18 protein-coding genes are annotated in these 15,610 nt (G+C 73.4%); 7 read left to right on the top strand and 11 right to left on the bottom strand.

Going from position 1 to position 15,610, the window contains the following annotated elements; all coding sequences use genetic code 11:
* Positions 1-2: 2 nt before the first annotated feature.
* The 3 genes from rpsG (at position 3) to tuf (ending at position 3,917) form a co-directional block, all read left to right on the top strand.
* A complete protein-coding gene (rpsG, locus tag OG702_RS14170) occupies positions 3-473 on the top strand; it encodes a 30S ribosomal protein S7 (RefSeq protein ID WP_073492360.1) in 471 nt (156 codons plus the stop codon).
* 38 nt (positions 474-511) lie between these two features.
* Positions 512-2,641, top strand: a complete 2,130-nt coding sequence (gene fusA, locus OG702_RS14165) for an elongation factor G (protein WP_327289235.1) — start codon at positions 512-514, stop codon at positions 2,639-2,641.
* A gap of 82 nt (positions 2,642-2,723) precedes the next feature.
* Positions 2,724-3,917 (top strand): elongation factor Tu, encoded by a 1,194-nt coding sequence (gene tuf, locus OG702_RS14160; protein ID WP_073492364.1) that lies wholly within the window; start codon positions 2,724-2,726, stop codon positions 3,915-3,917.
* A gap of 74 nt (positions 3,918-3,991) precedes the next feature.
* On the opposite strand, the gene OG702_RS14155 is transcribed toward tuf, so the two are convergent.
* Both OG702_RS14155 and OG702_RS14150 read right to left on the bottom strand, forming a co-directional pair.
* Complete coding sequence (locus OG702_RS14155; protein ID WP_327289234.1) at positions 3,992-5,767, bottom strand: PIG-L family deacetylase; 1,776 nt, start codon at positions 5,765-5,767, stop codon at positions 3,992-3,994.
* A 79-nt stretch (positions 5,768-5,846) separates the two neighbouring features.
* Positions 5,847-6,353 carry a GNAT family N-acetyltransferase gene (locus tag OG702_RS14150; RefSeq protein WP_327289233.1) on the bottom strand — a complete coding sequence of 169 codons (507 nt, stop codon included), beginning with the start codon at positions 6,351-6,353 and terminating at the stop codon, positions 5,847-5,849.
* A 77-nt stretch (positions 6,354-6,430) separates the two neighbouring features.
* Here OG702_RS14150 and OG702_RS14145 point away from each other — a divergent pair, with 77 nt between their 5' ends.
* Positions 6,431-6,853, top strand: a complete 423-nt coding sequence (locus tag OG702_RS14145) for a hypothetical protein (protein ID WP_327289232.1) — start codon at positions 6,431-6,433, stop codon at positions 6,851-6,853.
* Positions 6,854-6,855: 2 nt separating this feature from the next.
* Here the strand turns inward: OG702_RS14145 and OG702_RS14140 are convergent, their stop codons facing one another.
* The 3 genes from OG702_RS14140 to OG702_RS14130 form a co-directional block, all read right to left on the bottom strand.
* Positions 6,856-7,323 carry a GNAT family N-acetyltransferase gene (locus tag OG702_RS14140; protein ID WP_327289231.1) on the bottom strand — a complete coding sequence of 156 codons (468 nt, stop codon included), beginning with the start codon at positions 7,321-7,323 and terminating at the stop codon, positions 6,856-6,858.
* A gap of 94 nt (positions 7,324-7,417) precedes the next feature.
* The gene (locus tag OG702_RS14135; protein ID WP_327289230.1) at positions 7,418-9,277 is read right to left on the bottom strand and encodes a hypothetical protein; all 1,860 of its coding nucleotides are present in this window, start codon (positions 9,275-9,277) and stop codon (positions 7,418-7,420) included.
* Positions 9,274-9,978, bottom strand: a complete 705-nt coding sequence (locus OG702_RS14130) for an ABC transporter ATP-binding protein (protein ID WP_327289229.1) — start codon at positions 9,976-9,978, stop codon at positions 9,274-9,276. Before OG702_RS14130 ends, OG702_RS14135 begins: the two co-directional genes overlap by 4 nt.
* A gap of 152 nt (positions 9,979-10,130) precedes the next feature.
* Between OG702_RS14130 and OG702_RS14125 the strand changes: the two genes are divergently transcribed.
* Complete coding sequence (locus tag OG702_RS14125) at positions 10,131-11,051, top strand: aminoglycoside phosphotransferase family protein (RefSeq protein ID WP_327289228.1); 921 nt, start codon at positions 10,131-10,133, stop codon at positions 11,049-11,051.
* A gap of 4 nt (positions 11,052-11,055) precedes the next feature.
* On the opposite strand, the gene OG702_RS14120 is transcribed toward OG702_RS14125, so the two are convergent.
* A complete protein-coding gene (locus OG702_RS14120) occupies positions 11,056-11,562 on the bottom strand; it encodes a Dps family protein (protein WP_327289227.1) in 507 nt (168 codons plus the stop codon).
* A 247-nt stretch (positions 11,563-11,809) separates the two neighbouring features.
* On the opposite strand from OG702_RS14120, the gene OG702_RS14115 reads away from it, so the two are divergent.
* Positions 11,810-12,028: a DUF6461 domain-containing protein gene (locus OG702_RS14115; RefSeq protein WP_327289226.1), complete on the top strand. Its 219-nt coding sequence runs from the start codon at positions 11,810-11,812 to the stop codon at positions 12,026-12,028.
* Here the strand turns inward: OG702_RS14115 and OG702_RS14110 are convergent.
* Together OG702_RS14110 and cpt are read right to left on the bottom strand one after the other, a co-directional pair.
* On the bottom strand, positions 12,019-12,462 hold the full coding sequence (locus OG702_RS14110) for a hypothetical protein (protein WP_327289225.1): 444 nt from the start codon (positions 12,460-12,462) through the stop codon (positions 12,019-12,021). The genes OG702_RS14115 and OG702_RS14110 overlap by 10 nt on opposite strands.
* A 12-nt stretch (positions 12,463-12,474) precedes the next feature.
* Positions 12,475-13,020: a chloramphenicol phosphotransferase CPT gene (gene cpt, locus OG702_RS14105; RefSeq protein ID WP_327289224.1), complete on the bottom strand. Its 546-nt coding sequence runs from the start codon at positions 13,018-13,020 to the stop codon at positions 12,475-12,477.
* Positions 13,021-13,084: 64 nt separating this feature from the next.
* Between cpt and OG702_RS14100 the strand changes: the two genes are divergently transcribed.
* Positions 13,085-13,567 carry an NUDIX hydrolase gene (locus tag OG702_RS14100; protein WP_327289223.1) on the top strand — a complete coding sequence of 161 codons (483 nt, stop codon included), beginning with the start codon at positions 13,085-13,087 and terminating at the stop codon, positions 13,565-13,567.
* A gap of 20 nt (positions 13,568-13,587) precedes the next feature.
* Here OG702_RS14100 and OG702_RS14095 read toward each other — a convergent pair whose 3' ends face one another.
* From OG702_RS14095 to OG702_RS14085, 3 genes are all read right to left on the bottom strand, one after another.
* Entirely contained in the window at positions 13,588-14,160 is a 573-nt protein-coding gene (locus OG702_RS14095; RefSeq protein WP_327289222.1) for a Uma2 family endonuclease, read from the bottom strand.
* Between the two features lie 61 nt (positions 14,161-14,221).
* The gene (locus tag OG702_RS14090; protein WP_327289221.1) at positions 14,222-14,647 is read right to left on the bottom strand and encodes an ATP-binding protein; all 426 of its coding nucleotides are present in this window, start codon (positions 14,645-14,647) and stop codon (positions 14,222-14,224) included.
* Between the two features lie 108 nt (positions 14,648-14,755).
* Positions 14,756-15,529: a helix-turn-helix domain-containing protein gene (locus OG702_RS14085; RefSeq protein ID WP_327289220.1), complete on the bottom strand. Its 774-nt coding sequence runs from the start codon at positions 15,527-15,529 to the stop codon at positions 14,756-14,758.
* Positions 15,530-15,610: the final 81 nt, after the last annotated feature.

Raw genomic sequence — 15,610 nt, 5'->3', positions numbered from 1 at the left:
GAATGCCTCGTAAGGGCCCCGCCCCGAAGCGCCCGGTCATCATCGACCCGGTTTACGGCTCCCCGCTGGTGACGTCGCTGGTCAACAAGATCCTCCTGCACGGGAAGCGCTCCACTGCCGAGCGCATCGTGTACGGCGCTCTGGAGGGCGTGCGCGAGAAGGCCGGCGCCGACCCGGTCATCACGCTCAAGCGCGCTCTGGAGAACATCAAGCCGACCCTTGAGGTCAAGTCCCGCCGCGTCGGCGGCGCGACCTACCAGGTGCCGGTCGAGGTCCGTCCGGGCCGCCAGAACACCCTGGCGCTGCGCTGGATGGTCGGGTACTCCCGCGCCCGTCGCGAGAAGACCATGACCGAGCGGCTGATGAACGAGATCCTCGACGCCAGCAATGGCCTCGGCGCCTCCGTGAAGCGCCGCGAGGACACGCACAAGATGGCCGAGTCCAACAAGGCCTTCGCGCACTACCGCTGGTAGTCACCACCCCCATCGAGACCGAGAGAAGACTGAGCCACATGGCCACCACTTCGCTTGACCTGGCCAGGGTCCGCAACATCGGGATCATGGCCCACATCGACGCGGGCAAGACGACGACCACCGAGCGGATCCTGTTCTACACCGGTGTCTCCTACAAGATCGGCGAAGTCCACGACGGCGCCGCCACCATGGACTGGATGGAGCAGGAGCAGGAGCGCGGTATCACCATCACGTCCGCCGCGACGACCTGTCACTGGCCGCTCGACGATGTCGACCACACCATCAACATCATCGACACCCCGGGCCACGTGGACTTCACCGTCGAGGTGGAGCGTTCGCTCCGCGTGCTCGACGGTGCCGTCACCGTGTTCGACGGTGTCGCCGGTGTGGAGCCCCAGTCCGAGACGGTGTGGCGGCAGGCCGACCGCTACGGCGTGCCCCGTATCTGCTTCGTGAACAAGCTGGACCGTACCGGCGCGGAGTTCCACCGCTGCGTCGACATGATCGTGGACCGCCTCGGTGCGGTGCCGCTGGTCATGCAGCTGCCGATCGGTGCCGAGGCCGACTTCAAGGGAGTCGTCGACCTCGTCCAGATGAAGGCGCTGGTCTGGTCCCTCGAAGCGACCAAGGGCGAGATGTACGACGTCGTCGACATCCCGGCCACGCACACCGAGGCGGCCGACGAGTGGCGCGGCAAGCTGCTCGAAGCCGTCGCGGAGAACGACGACGAGATGATGGAGCTGTACCTGGAGGGCCAGGAGCCCAGCCAGGAGCAGCTGATCGCGGCCATCCGCCGCATCACCCTGGCGTCCAAGGGCACCAAGGACTCCGTCACCGTGACCCCGGTGTTCTGCGGCACCGCGTTCAAGAACAAGGGCGTCCAGCCCCTGCTCGACGCGGTGGTGCGCTACCTCCCCTCGCCGCTGGACGTCGAGGCCATCGAAGGCCACGCCGTCGGCAACCCCGAGGAGATCATCAAGCGCCGCCCGTCGGACGACGAGCCGTTCTCCGGCCTGGCGTTCAAGATCATGAGCGACCCGCACCTGGGCAAGCTCACCTTCGTCCGGGTCTACTCGGGCCGCCTGGAGGCCGGTTCAGCGGTGCTGAACTCGGTGAAGGGCAAGAAGGAGCGCATCGGCAAGATCTACCGCATGCACGCGAACAAGCGTGAGGAGATCGACTCGGTGGGCGCCGGCGACATCATCGCCGTCATGGGCCTGAAGCAGACCACCACCGGTGAGACGCTGTGCGACGACAAGAACCCGGTGATCCTGGAGTCCATGGACTTCCCGGCGCCGGTGATCCAGGTCGCCATCGAGCCCAAGTCCAAGGGTGACCAGGAGAAGCTGGGTGTCGCCATCCAGCGTCTCTCGGAGGAGGACCCCTCCTTCCAGGTCCACTCGGACGAGGAGACCGGCCAGACCATCATCGGCGGCATGGGCGAACTGCACCTTGAGGTGCTGGTCGACCGGATGCGCCGGGAGTTCCGGGTCGAGGCCAACGTCGGCAAGCCGCAGGTCGCGTACCGCGAGACCATCCGCAAGACGGTCGAGCGCATCGACTACACCCACAAGAAGCAGACCGGTGGTACCGGTCAGTTCGCCAAGGTGCAGATCATGATGGAGCCGCTGGAAGGCGGCGACGCGACCTACGAGTTCGTCAACAAGGTCACCGGTGGCCGCATCCCCCGTGAGTACATCCCCTCGGTGGACGCGGGTGCGCAGGAAGCCATGAAGTTCGGCATCCTGGCCGGCTACGAGATGGTGGGTGTCCGCATCACCCTTCTCGACGGCGGCTACCACGAGGTCGACTCCTCCGAGCTGGCGTTCAAGATCGCCGGTTCGCAGGCGTTCAAGGAAGGTGCCCGCAAGGCGAGCCCCGTGCTCCTCGAACCGATGATGGCCGTCGAGGTCACCACGCCCGAGGACTACATGGGTGACGTCATCGGCGACCTCAACTCCCGCCGTGGCCAGATCCAGGCCATGGAGGAGCGCAGCGGTGCCCGGGTCGTCAAGGGCCTGGTTCCGCTGTCGGAGATGTTCGGCTACGTCGGTGACCTGCGGTCCAAGACCTCGGGCCGGGCCAGCTACTCCATGCAGTTCGACTCCTACGCCGAGGTTCCGCGGAACGTCGCCGAGGAGATCATCGCGAAGGCCAAGGGCGAATAAGCCGCCGTAGGCTTGCGTTCCAGCAAAGATCACCTGGCGCCGATGAAGCAAGGCGTACAGATCCACCCCCAGGAGGAACCCAGTGGCGAAGGCGAAGTTCGAGCGGACTAAGCCGCACGTCAACATCGGCACCATCGGTCACATCGACCACGGTAAGACGACCCTTACCGCGGCGATCACCAAGGTGCTGCACGACGCGTACCCGGACCTGAACGAGGCCTCGGCCTTCGACCAGATCGACAAGGCTCCCGAAGAGCGCCAGCGCGGTATCACCATCTCCATCGCGCACGTCGAGTACCAGACCGAGTCGCGTCACTACGCCCACGTCGACTGCCCCGGTCACGCGGACTACATCAAGAACATGATCACCGGTGCCGCCCAGATGGACGGCGCGATCCTGGTGGTCGCCGCGACCGACGGCCCGATGCCGCAGACCAAGGAGCACGTGCTCCTGGCCCGCCAGGTCGGTGTCCCGTACATCGTCGTCGCCCTGAACAAGGCCGACATGGTGGACGACGAGGAGATCCTCGAGCTGGTCGAGCTCGAGGTCCGCGAGCTGCTCTCGGAGTACGAGTTCCCGGGTGACGACCTTCCGGTCGTCCGGGTCTCGGCGCTCAAGGCGCTCGAGGGCGACAAGGAGTGGGGCGAGAAGCTGCTCGGCCTCATGTCGGCCGTCGACGAGGCGATCCCGACCCCCGCGCGTGACGTCGAGAAGCCGTTCCTGATGCCCATCGAGGACGTCTTCACGATCACCGGTCGTGGCACCGTCGTCACCGGCCGTATCGAGCGCGGTATCCTCAAGGTCAACGAGACCGTCGACATCATCGGCATCAAGACCGAGAAGACCACCACCACGGTCACCGGTATCGAGATGTTCCGCAAGCTGCTCGACGAGGGCCAGGCCGGCGAGAACGTCGGTCTGCTCCTCCGTGGCATCAAGCGCGAGGATGTCGAGCGCGGCCAGGTCATCATCAAGCCGGGTTCGGTCACGCCGCACACCGACTTCGAGGCCCAGGCCTACATCCTGTCGAAGGACGAGGGTGGTCGTCACACCCCCTTCTTCAACAACTACCGTCCGCAGTTCTACTTCCGGACCACCGACGTGACCGGCGTCGTGACCCTCCCCGAGGGCACCGAGATGGTCATGCCGGGCGACAACACCGCCATGACGGTCGCGCTGATCCAGCCGATCGCCATGGAGGAGGGCCTGAAGTTCGCCATCCGCGAGGGTGGCCGGACGGTCGGCGCCGGCCAGGTTACGAAGATCAACAAGTAACGCTGCGCTGAGCTCTGCACGGAAGGTCCCGCACCACTTCGGGTGGTGCGGGACCTTTCCGCGTTTCCCGCGCCCTACGGGCGGACGCTCACCCGCAGGGACGTCGCGGAGGCCGGGCGGCGGTAGGTCAGGGTGATCGTGCCGTCGGCGGTCAGGGCGGCGGAGGGGCAGTCGCCCGGGCGGGGGAGGCCGGTCGCGGGGCGGGCGGCGACCGGGGCGGACGCGGCCGGCTGGGCCCAGTGGTGGACGGTGTCGCGGCCGGCCGCGAAGACGTGCGCCCGGCCCAGGCCGTCGACGACCGTCGCCAGCCCCTCCTGCACCTCGCCGCCGCCGAGATCGGTCCACGCCCCCCAGGCGCCGCCGGGCTCCCGCACCCGGGTGCTGAGGCCCTTGTCGGCGTTGCGCACGAAGAGGTGCACCCGCCCGTCCGGCGTCCGCAGCGCGGCCGGCGGGCCGACCCGCCGGCCGCGGTTCTCCGAGTGCTCGGGGCTGCCGAGCGAGGTCCAGCGCCCTGCCTCCCGCAGCACCACGTCCCGTCCGTTGCCGCCGCCCTTCCCCTGGAGCGCGGCGAACCGCAGCCCGAAGACGAGCGTCCCGGCGCCCGGCACGGCCACGCACGCCAGCCGGGGCGCGAGCGGCCCGCCGCCCAGGCCGGCTGCCGGGCCGTAGCGGCCGCTGCCTGGCGCGGTCTCGGTGCGGACCACCGCCCGCAGGCCGCGCACCTCGTACGCGGTCCGCCGCGCCCCCGGGGCCGCCACCACCACCGGGCCGGCGCCCGGGTAGCGCGGGTGGGTCGAGCGGATCCAGCCCTTGCGGTTGGCCAGCGGCTGGTCGCGGCCCTGCCCGTAGTCCCCGCAGCCGCCGGGGCTGCCGCACTGCCAGCCGGGGTCGCCGCCGTACTCGACCATGAAGCGGCCCTTGAGCGCCACGGTCGCCGGCGGCAGGTTGAACGGCCAGCGCTGGTTGTAGTAGCCGCGGTAGGCCGCCGCCGTGAAGTCCCGGCCGCCGCCGCCGGGCGCCGCCCACCGGGCGAGCGCCTTCCACGTGAAGAGCGCCACCGCGGTGTGGTCGCGGTGGTCGGAGTAGCCGAACTGGTCGCTGTCCCTGGGGTGCCGCCGGTCGTGCAACTGGATGTCCGGGTCCGGGTCGAGGGTGCGGACGTGCGTCGGCCCGTACCGGTCGAGCAGCGCGACCAGGACGTCGACCAGCCGGTCGTGGGTGTAGGTGCCGGGCGCGTCCGCCGGCGCCGGGCTGCCCTCGGCGGGCACGTAGGGCAGCGTCACGCCGGGCGTCGACCACAGCGTCGGCACGCTGGCGCTCGGGCTCAGCTCGTGCATCGACACCTGGAGGAAGACCAGGCTCGCCCGGCGGCCGCCGCGGGCGAGGGAGTCGATCTGCGCGTGCAGGCCGCCCGGCAGGGCCAGCACCTCGCTGTGCCAGGTGGTGAAGTGCGGCAGCCCGAGCATGGCCGCGTACGCCTGCCGCAGGCCCTGGTGCCGGGCGGCCGAATACGCCGCCTGGTCCGCGTGATGGTGCTTGTGCGACCCGTGCGGCGGGGTGTTCCACCCCCGGGACTCACCCGCCGTCACGTACACCGACACCACCGGGGTGGCTGCCTGGAGGTCGTGCAGGGTGTCGGGGTTCATGAAGTACAGGTCGTCGTCCGGGTGCGCGAGCACCTGCATCACCAGCGCCCCCGCGCCCCTGCGGTACGCCCCCGCCGAGGGGGCCGCGGGCGGCCGCGTGCTCAGCTCGTGCGGTGCGCCCTTGCAGCCCGTCCCCGTCACCGCCAGCGCCGCCACGGTGGCGGCCAGCGCGGCCCGGCGGGAGGGGTGCCGAATGTCGTTCACGCTCACACCCGGCTTGAGCCGCGCCCCGCCGGACGGGTTCCTTCCCCGCGGTGTGATCTGACCGACGAGGCGGTGTGATCTAACCGACGAGCGACCGCGAGAGCCACACCAGTTCGCCCCGGGCGTCCCGGGTCACGCGGTCCCGCTCGAAGCCGAGCTTGTCCAGCACCCGGAAGGAAGCGGCGTTCCACGTCCGCACCGTCGACCACAGCCGCTCCCGGCCGGTGGCCGCCGCGGCCGCCACCACCGCTCGCGCCGCCTCGGTGGCGTACCCCGACCCGTGCGCCCGCTTCAGCAGTTCGTAGGCGATCTCCGGCTCCTGCACGGTGGCCCGACCCACCGTCAGGCCGCAGTAGCCGATGAAGTCACCCTCCCGCCGGCGCTCCACCGGCAGCAGCGCCACCCCGGACTCCGCCGCCTTGGCGAGCAGCACGCCGATGTCCCTGCGGGCCTCCTCCACCGTGCAGACCCCGGCCCCGCGCTCGCCGTAGAGCTGCCGCAACTCCTCGGCGTCCCCCTCGTGCCACGGCCGCAGCCGCAGCCGTTCGGTCTGCAAGTGCACCGCCATCGGTTCGTACGCCGCCATGCGCCCACTCTGCCGCACCGGCCGTCGCCGCCAGGGGGGCGCCATGCCGGGCGGCACGGGTCTGGAATGCTGTATGCGTGCATGCTGATGATCAGGTTGGCGCGGGCGTAGCCGCGGAGCTCGCGGACGTCCTCAGGGACGCCGTCGACGACCATCCGGTGAAGATCGTTCCCTCTGTGTGCGAGGAGTGCGACGGGCGCGTGTTCTCGGTGCTCGTCGACGACCTCGAAGGCGCCGCCGTGCGCGTCTGCGCCGACTGCGGCGACCGGGCCTACCTCGCGGACAGCGAGGAGTTCTGGGAGGACGCCGACCCGTCGGAGGCCGTCTGCCCGTGCGGCGGCGAGGAGTTCGAGTCGGCGCTCGCCTTCTCCCTCACCCCCGACGGCTCGGTCCGCTGGGTGACGCTGGGCCTGCGGTGCGTGAAGGACCGCGTCCCGGGCGTCTACGCCGACTGGAAGATCGACCACAAGCCCTCCGACCACCTGCTGAACCTCGCCTGAGGTCAGCTCAGGGTCAGCCGGACCTCGGGGACCTCGGCGGCGCGGGACTCGGCGAAGACCTTGTCGTGGGCGGTGATCACGAAGCCGCACTTCTGCAGGACGCGGATCGACCCGGTGTTGTCGCTCACCGCGTGGGCGTAGACCGGGCGGATGGGTTCGAGGTCGAGCAGCGCGCTGAGGGCCGCGGTGGCTATGCCCCGGCCCCAGTGGGCGCGGTCGATCCAGTAGGTGACCTCGCGCTCCTCGGGCGGGCCGTAGACCGACACGCTGCCGACCACCTCCCCGTCGGCGAGCACGGTGCGGATCAGGACGCCCGGGAGGGCGCGGATCCGCGCCCAGTGGGCGTCGAACTGCTCCCGGTCGTGGTGGTACGGCCTGGTGACCGCCGCCATGTGCTGGGCCGCCGGGTCCGACTGGTGCTCCCAGAAGAACGCCAGGTCGCTGTCGTGCACGTCGCGGAGAGAGATCATGGCGGGCCTCCCGTGGCCGGTTCCTGGGGCGCCGAGCGTACCGGCCTCCCCGCCGGGCCGGACAACGGGGTGACGCCGGCCGGGCCGCCCGGGGTCAGTGGCGCATCAGGCGGTCCGACATCCGGGTCGTCAGGAGCAGCAGCAGAGCCGTCAGCAGGACCGAGACGGTGGCAGCGTGGGTCACCGCCGAGGAGGTGGCGTCCCGCAGCACCGGGGCCAGGGCCAGGGTCAGCGCGGTGAGCGCCAGCAGGGGGCCGGCGGCGTACCAGGCGAGGTAGATCAGCGGGCCGGGGCCGCCGACCGGGGAGCCGCCGCCGAGGAAGAGCAGCTGGGTGCGGGCCGGGCCGCGGCTGGCGGAGACCAGGGCGGCGGCGGTGAAGGGCGGTGCGCACAGCGGGAGCAGCAGCAGCGCCCAGGTCTGGCCGGCGACCGCGTAGGGGACGGCGGCGAGCAGCCCGAGGACGGCGCCCAGCACGGCGGGGACGATGCCGTGATGAAGCATCAGCGTACGGAAGCGGTACGGCGCCCAGGCCGCCCTGCGCACGTCGTCGGTCTCCAGCCGGGCGGGCTCGGCCAGCGCGCCGACCGCGAGGTAGCCGAGGACCAGGCCGATGATCAGCCCGACCCAGCGGCGCTCGCCGCCGAGGTCCGTGCCCAGGCCCGCGACGGCCGCGCCGCTCGCCGTCCACAGCGCCGCCTTGCCGAGCCGGCCCGGTGTGCGCAGCAGCGTCAGCAGGTCGCGCCAGGCGACCACCAGGTGCCGCCCCGTCCGGCCGCGCGGCGGCCGCAGGCGTATCTGCCGGACCGGGGTGCCGCCGCCCGCGTCCATGATCGCCAGCTTGGCGGCCCGCAGTTCGAGGGACCAGGCCACCGAGGAGACGGTGGTCGCGGTCGCGGCGCGTTCGCGCAGCCGGGCAGTGGGGACGAGGGCGGCGTCGCGGTACGCGGCGAGCAGCGAGGCGGCGGTGGCCGCCACCAGCAGGGCGACGGCGGCGGGCCAGCCGGGCGCGGTGCCGCCGATCGCGGACACCACGGGCTGCCCGGCCCAGCCCCACGGGCCGCTCCACAACTCGACCTGTTCCACGGCGGGGGAACGGTGGCCGTTCGCGGCCAGTACGGTCTGGGCGACCAGCGCGGCCAGCACCAGCACGGCCGGCGCGGTCCACCGCCGTACCGCACGGGCGGCTCCCGGCCGGCGCTCCACCGCCATGCCGAGCGCGACCGCGAGCAGCGGCAGGCACAGGGCCGCGGGCAGCGCGGCGAGCACCGCCGTACCGAGCGGGGCCAGCCCGGTCACCCGCAGCACGGACGCGCCGCCGACCCCGGCGAGCACGCCGGGGATCAGCGCCAGCCCGGCCGACAGGCGGAACCACGGCCGCAGCACCCTGCCGCGGCGCACCGGCTGCGCCAGCAGCCACCCCACGGCCGGCCCCGGCACCACCACCGGCCCCCGCCACAGCGCGTCCCGCGCGGCCAGCACGGCGACGCCCACGGTGAGCAGGGCGAACAGCGCGGGCATCGCGGCCCGCAGGTCGCGCGCGGCGTCGGCGTATCCGGAACCGTCCTCCAGGCCGCGCAGGAAGCTGACGGCGAAGCTGCTGCCGTAGCCGGCGACGGCGATCAGGACGGTGTAGACCAGGACCGCCAGCTCCCGCCCCTTCGCCCGGCGGTGCGCGCGGCGCTTGCGCCGCAGCCAGGCCAGCGCCTCGTCGGTCCGGTCGTCGTCCTCCTCGGACCAGGGGACGTCCTCTTCGTCGTCCTCGCCCTCGGGGGCGGCGGCGTCGTCGGTGGCGTGGCCGGTGGCCGCGGCGTTCGCGGTGCCGGTGCGGGCGGCGTGCGGGTCCGCGCCGGGGCTGCCCGGTGGGGTGTCGGTGAGGCCGGGGTCCTCCCGGGGCGCGCCCGGGGCCGCGGCGGCGGGCTCGTCGTGCGGCGCGGGCCGCAGGCTGTCCGTCATCCGCGGACGCCCAGCTCGCGCAGCACCGCCGCAGGCGACCCGTCGGCTATGACCTCGCCGTCGTCCAGCGCGATCATCCGGTCGGCGACCGCCTCGGCCAGGTCGGGCTGGTGGGTGGCCAGCAGCACCGCGACGCCGTCGCCCTTCTCGGCGACGAGCAGTTCGGCCAGCCGCCGCCTGGCGGCCGGGTCGAGGCGCTGCTCGGGCTCGTCCAGGATGAGCAGGTCGCGCGGCCGCACCAGGGCCGCCGCCAGCAGCAGCGACTGGAGCTGCCCGGAGGAGAGCGAGCCGGGCAGGGCGCGGGCGTGGTCGGAGAGCCGCCGGTCGGCGAGCACCTGGTCGATCCAGGCGTCGGCGTCGTCCACGGCGTGCGCGACGGTCACCAGCTCCAGGTGCTCGCGGACGGTGAGATCCGGGTAGCAGGCCACGGTGTCCCCGACGACGGCCACCCTCGCCCGCACCTCCGGGTCGTCCTCGCTGACCGCCCGCCCGGCGAAGAGCGCGTCCCCGCTGGTCGGAGCGTCCCGTCCGGCGGCTATCCGCAGCAGCGTCGACTTCCCCGAGCCGTTCTGCCCGTAGAGGGCGACACACTGCCCGGCCACCAGGTCCAGGTCGAGCGGGTGCAGCGCGCGCCGCGAGCCGTACGTACGGCTCACCTTCCGCAGCCGCAGCAGCGCGCTGCCGTTGGTCGTCGCGCGCATGGCGCCTCCGTGAACATGTGCAGGGGTGTGTCCGGCCGACCCTATGCTTTGCCGCCCACAAACCACGACCGCCCTGACAGGCCAGCGGCCTGTCCGACGGACGCCGGGACGGCCACGGGACCTCGGCCCGGTGGGGGATAGCGTTGGGCGGCGTGAGGGATTCCGGAGTCGAGATCACGGCGGGGCTGGTGCGGGAGCTTCTGCGGGAGCAGCATCCGGACCTTGCCGGGCGGGACGTGCGGCTCGGGGCGCGGGGGTGGGACAACCAGCTGTGGCGGGTCGGGGGCGGGCTGGCGGTGCGGATGCCGTGGGCCACGGAGCGGGCGGACGCGCTGTTGCGCAAGGAGTACGCCTGGCTGCCCGGGCTGGCCCCGGGGCTGCCGCTGGCGGTTCCCGTTCCACAGCGGCTGGGGGAGCCGTCGGAGCGGTTCCCGCGGCCGTGGATCGTCACGACCTGGGTGCCGGGGGAGCCCGCCGATCGCGTCCCGGTCACGCGGGGTGCGGCGGCGGCCGGGGCGCTGGGCGGCTTCCTTGCGGCGCTGCACCGGCCGGCCCCGGACGACGCGCCGCACGCCAGGGGGCGCGACGGGGGGCTGGCGGAGGGCGCCGAGGGATTCGCGCGGCAGCTGGCGGAGGCGACGGAGCGGGGTCTGGTCGCCGACCCGGACGCTGTCCGCGCGGTCTGGGAGGACGCGGTCTCGGCGCCCGCGTGGACGGGCCCGCGCCTGTGGCTGCACGCCGACCTGCACCCGGCCAACGCCCTCACCGCGGACGGCACCTTCTGCGGCGTCATCGACTTCGGCGACATGTGCGCGGGCGACCCGGCCTGCGACCTCGCCGCCACCTGGCTGCTGCTCCCGGACGGGACCGATGAGGCCTTCCACCGCGCCTACGGGCCGGCCGCCGACCCGGCGACGCTGCGCCGCGCCCGCGGCTGGGCGGTGGGGAAGGCCCTCTCCGGCATGCTCATCGGCGACGCGGGCGTCCACGGCCGCCCGGGGGGCAAGCCCAGCTGGGGGCCGCCGGCCCGTGCGGCGTTGGGGCGGCTGGTCGCGGTGGGCGGCGGGCGGTAGCGGGTCAGGCGGAGCGGTTCTCGGCGCTCACCATCCAGGCGTGCTTCTCCAGCGTGTCGATGATCGTGTGCAGCAGGTCGGCCGTCGAGGGGTCCTCGCGGTCGACCTGGTCGTGGACGGTGCGCAGGGTGCCGACGGTGGCCCGCAGGCGGGCGGTGACCAGGTCGACCACGGCGGCCACGCTCTGCTCGCCCGACGGGTAGCCGGGGAGCGTGGTGGTCGCGGTCACCGTGTCGGAGCGGCCGTCGGGCACCGACCCGAGCGCCCGCATGCGCTCGGCGATGGTGTCGGTCGCCTCGCGGGCGTCGTCGACGATCTCGTCGAGTTGCAGGTGCAGGTCCCGGAAGTTGTGGCCGACCACGTTCCAGTGGGCCTGCTTGCCCTGGAGGTTCAGCTCGATCAGGTCCACCACGATCTGCTGGAGCGCCTCGGCGAACTCCGGGGACGCCCGGAAACCGGCGAGATCCCCGTCCGATCGCCGGGTGGACCCGGGGGTGGCGGAAGCGGTCATGGCGGCTCTCCTTCGGGACGGGCGGCAGCGGGGCCGGGCGCGCGGCGGCCTGCTCCTAAGAGCCGGCGGCCGACTCCCACGAGCCTATGAAGCGCCCGCCGGTCCGCCACCCGGCCGCCGTCCGCGACGGCCGCGGGCCGCCGGGCCGGCAGGGGCGGGGAGTGGGACGAGGGGGCCGCCGGGGGTCACACGATCGGGCGCGTCCATCCAGATCACGGCTGTCACAGGCCGGTGGCAGGATGCGGCCATGACCGCAGCCACCGCCGCCGACCACGGGGCGGCCGTCCTCGCGCCGGCCGAGCGGCTGACCGGGGTGCGGATCGACCCGGAGCTGCTGGCGGCGGCCGAATACCAGGTGGGGGAGGTGCCGCAGGAGCCGGCCGAGGAGTGGGAGAGCGTCACCGTCGACATCACCGACGCGCACGGCGTGCGGACGTATGTGCGCGTCCGCCGCGATCAGCTCTGAGCGTCCGGGGCCGGGGCCGGAGCCGACCCGGCCTGCTGGTCCGACGCTGCGGCCGCCTCCGCCTCCCGCCGCGCGAGGACCGTGGCGAAGACGGTCCAGCCGTCCAGGGTCTCGCCGTTCGGGCTGCCGGGGTCCCAGCCCCGGGCCAGGGCCTCGTCCAGCAGGGCGCGTACGGTGCCGGGCTTGTGCAGGTTGAGGACGCCGTCGCCGGTGCTGACCGCGCCGGACGGGAGGAAGCCGTCGGGGACGTAGCGGCCCGGGCCGGGGACGAAGGCGATCCGCAGCGAGCCGTGGTCGCCGTCCCGGCGCAGGACGACGGACTCGACGCAGTGCGTGCCGTTGGCGTTCACGACGTGGTGCGCGTGCCGCACCGACCACAGGTAGGTGGAGTCGCCGACGACGAGGCGGCGGGCGGCGCTCTCTTTGCGAGGCATGCGTACGACCCCCTACGGCCGGCCGGCGGCGACGTGTCCGGCGATCGTGTGGGCGCAGTCCGCCCACCCGGTGTGCGTGGTGTCGACCTCCAGGTCGTACGTCACGCCCCGGTGCACCAGCTCCGCCTGGAGCGCGGCCATGCCTGCCGTACGGTCGCCGCGGGCGGCCTCGCGGGTGGCCGCGGTCACGGGGTCGCAGCGCACGCCCACCCACAGCACCGGCAGGTCGCCCAGCGCCTGCCGCCAGCGCCCCTGGGACTCGGGGCCGCCGAGGAAGACCTCGTCGACGATGACGCGGGCGCCCGCCCTGGCCATCGCGGCGATGCCGGTGATCCAGGCCGCCTCCAGGTCGCGGAAGGCGGGGCCCACCGACACGGCGCCCTCCGGGGAGAAGGCGATGCCGGTGTCCGAGGCCTGGAGGGCGGCGGGCAGCGCCTCCACGAAGTCGTCCACGCCGAAGGTCAGCCACGGGTCGGGCAGCACCGCCTGCAGGCCGCGGGCGAGCGAGGACTTGCCCGAGCTGGACCCGCCGTTGAGCACGATCACCTGAGTCGTCACCCGGCCACGCTACGGCCTCGCGCGGGTCGGGGGCGCGGCAATATGCCGGGCCTGGCAGGCTTGGATGATGCGAATTGCCAGGCAGGCGGCCAGAGTTGCCGTGCTTGACCCCAGCGGGTCGGTCTACATGTTCCGCTACGACAACGAGGAGGCCGGCATCCACTGGTCCATGCCCGGCGGCGGTATGGACCCGGGGGAGACCCCGGAGCAGGCGGCGCTGCGGGAGCTGCGCGAGGAGACCGGTTGGGCGGATCTCGACCTGGGCCCGCTGCTGTGGCTGTGGGAGCACGACTTCACCCGGGTCGGGGTGCGGGTACGCCAGCACGAGCACATCTACCTGGCGCACGGCCCGCGCCGCGACCTGCTCGGCGACCTCGGCGACGCCCACGCGGCGGACCGCATCCAGCACGGCCGCTGGTGGTCCCCGGACGAGCTCGCCGCCGCCACCGAGGCGATGTGGCCCCCGCAGCTCTCGTCCCTCCTCGCGACCCTCCGCACCGAGGGCCCGCCCGCGACCCCGATCGACCTCGGCTTCGTCCCGAACTGACGCCTGACGCGCCCTGGCCGCTACCGATACCGCGGCAGGTCCACCGTGGAGATCGTCCACTCCCCGATGGCGACGTCCTCCCCGTAGACGAAGTCCGTCCGGCTCGCGTACCGGGGGCCGTTCGGCGTCGGGTGGATGTCGGAGAGGACGGCGCCCTCGCCGGTGCGCGGGTCGAAGAGGACGTAGAGCGGGATGCCCAGCAGCGGGTAGTCCCGCATCTTGCCCACCCAGTCGTTGTCCGGGTTCGAGCGCGAGACCACTTCGATGGCGGCCAGCAGCGTGGCGGGGTCGAAGGACCCCTCGACCTCCATGTCCGCCTCGGCGATCACCATGACGTCCGGGTGCCGCATCACGCCCTCGTGGACATCCTCCACGTCGGGGGTTCCGGTGTGGGCGAGCAGGCCTTCCGGCATGACCTTCTCCAGCCGGCGGCTGACACGGGCGGCGGTCAGCTCGTGCGGTCCGAGCGGGGAGCGCGCGTCGTGGACGATGCCTTCCCTGGTGATCTCCAGCTTGCCGGGCACGGCGGACCGCAGCCGCTCGACGATCGCCCGCAGGGCCGGATAGTGCGGCGGGCCGCTCGGGGCGGGCATCACGGCACGTTCCCCTTCCGGTGCGCGGAGTCCGGTGCGCATGCTAACGCTGCCGGGCTGGTCACTCCGTGCTGACGTCCACCTCGGCCCACACCGTCTTCGACGGGTACGGGCCCGAGGTCACGCCCCAGCGGACGGCGAGGGCGGTGACGAGGAGGAGGCCGCGGCCCGACTCGGCGTCGCCGTCGGTCGGGCGGGGGACGGCGGGGAGGCGTTCGCCGCGGGGGTCGGTGACCTCGACGCGCAGGAGGGTGCCGGTGACGGACAGGGCGAGGCGGAAGTCCCGGCCGGGTACGCGGCCGTGCAGGGCGGCGTTCGCGGCGAGTTCGGCGACGATGTGGGCCGCGGCCCCGGACGGCAGCCGCCAGTCGGCGAGTTGGCTCACCGCCAGCACGCGGGCGCGCTGGGCGCCCCTGCGGGTGGCGGACAACTGGACGCTGAACCGGCGTGCGGGCGGGGCGAGTTCGGGGGTGGAGGTGTCGTTCACCTCACCGAGGGTGGCCGCGCCCCGCCCCCTACGACCAGCGCCGCAGCCCGTACGGCGGTCGGCTGTCCGGCCGCCCGGGCGGTGTGTACGGACCGGTCCGCCGTGGCGTCACGCGGCGCGCGGCTCGCGGGACGAGCTGCGGCAGTCCCCGCACCGGCCGCCCGGCGCGGGGGCGCGGTACGCCCGCTCGCAGCCGTCGCAGTTCTGCAGCGGGTCGCGCGGCGGTGGCGCGGGCGGCCGGGGCGGCGGGAGGGCGGCGAGACGGTGCGCCAGCAGGCCCGCGGGATGCCGGGGTGTGGGCGGTAACCCGCTGGTCAGCGCCCTGCGTACGGCGTCGGCGTCCACTCCCCGGGCCAGCCACTCCGTCACCGCGGGCGCCAGCCGCCGTACGTCCCGCTCGCTGAGCCGCAGCCGGTCGTCGAGCCGTCCGAGGTCGGTGAGCAGCGAGGCGGCGGCGGGCTCCGGCTCCGGTGCGGGCTCCGGTACGGGTTCTGGTACGCGCCGGGGCTCGCGCTGTACGGGCGGTACGGGTGCCGCCTCCGGCCGCGCGCCCGGCCGGTCGTACGCCACCGTGCGCGTGACCACCCGCCTGCTCGGCAGCCGTTCCCGCGTCCGCGACAGGTAGCCGTGCGCCTCCAGCTCCCGCAGAGCCGAGGCGATCCGCGTCTCGCCCTCAGGGAAACGCGCTGCCAGCGTCTTGATGTCCACCCGTGCGCCCTCGGGCAGCGACTGGATGTGCACGGCGAGCCCTATCGCGGCCAGCGTCAACTCGCCGTGCTGGGCCAGGTGGTGGCCGACGACGGTGAAACGGTCGGTGTGCCGGACCCGTACGTGGACGACTCCGCGGGCGCGCGTGGGCGCGCTAATCTGTGGTTCAGCCATCGGGAAGAGGTCTGCTTCCTTGGTGGTGAGGCCCTCGTTCGGGATGCCAGTCCCGGCCGGGGGCCGTTGCTTGCCGTGAGC

Origin of the sequence: Streptomyces sp. NBC_01198, assembly GCF_036010485.1 — a bacterium.
GTDB lineage: Bacteria > Actinomycetota > Actinomycetes > Streptomycetales > Streptomycetaceae > Actinacidiphila.
Note: the sequence above shows the minus strand (reverse complement) of the source record. Positions and strands in the feature narration are given on the sequence as shown.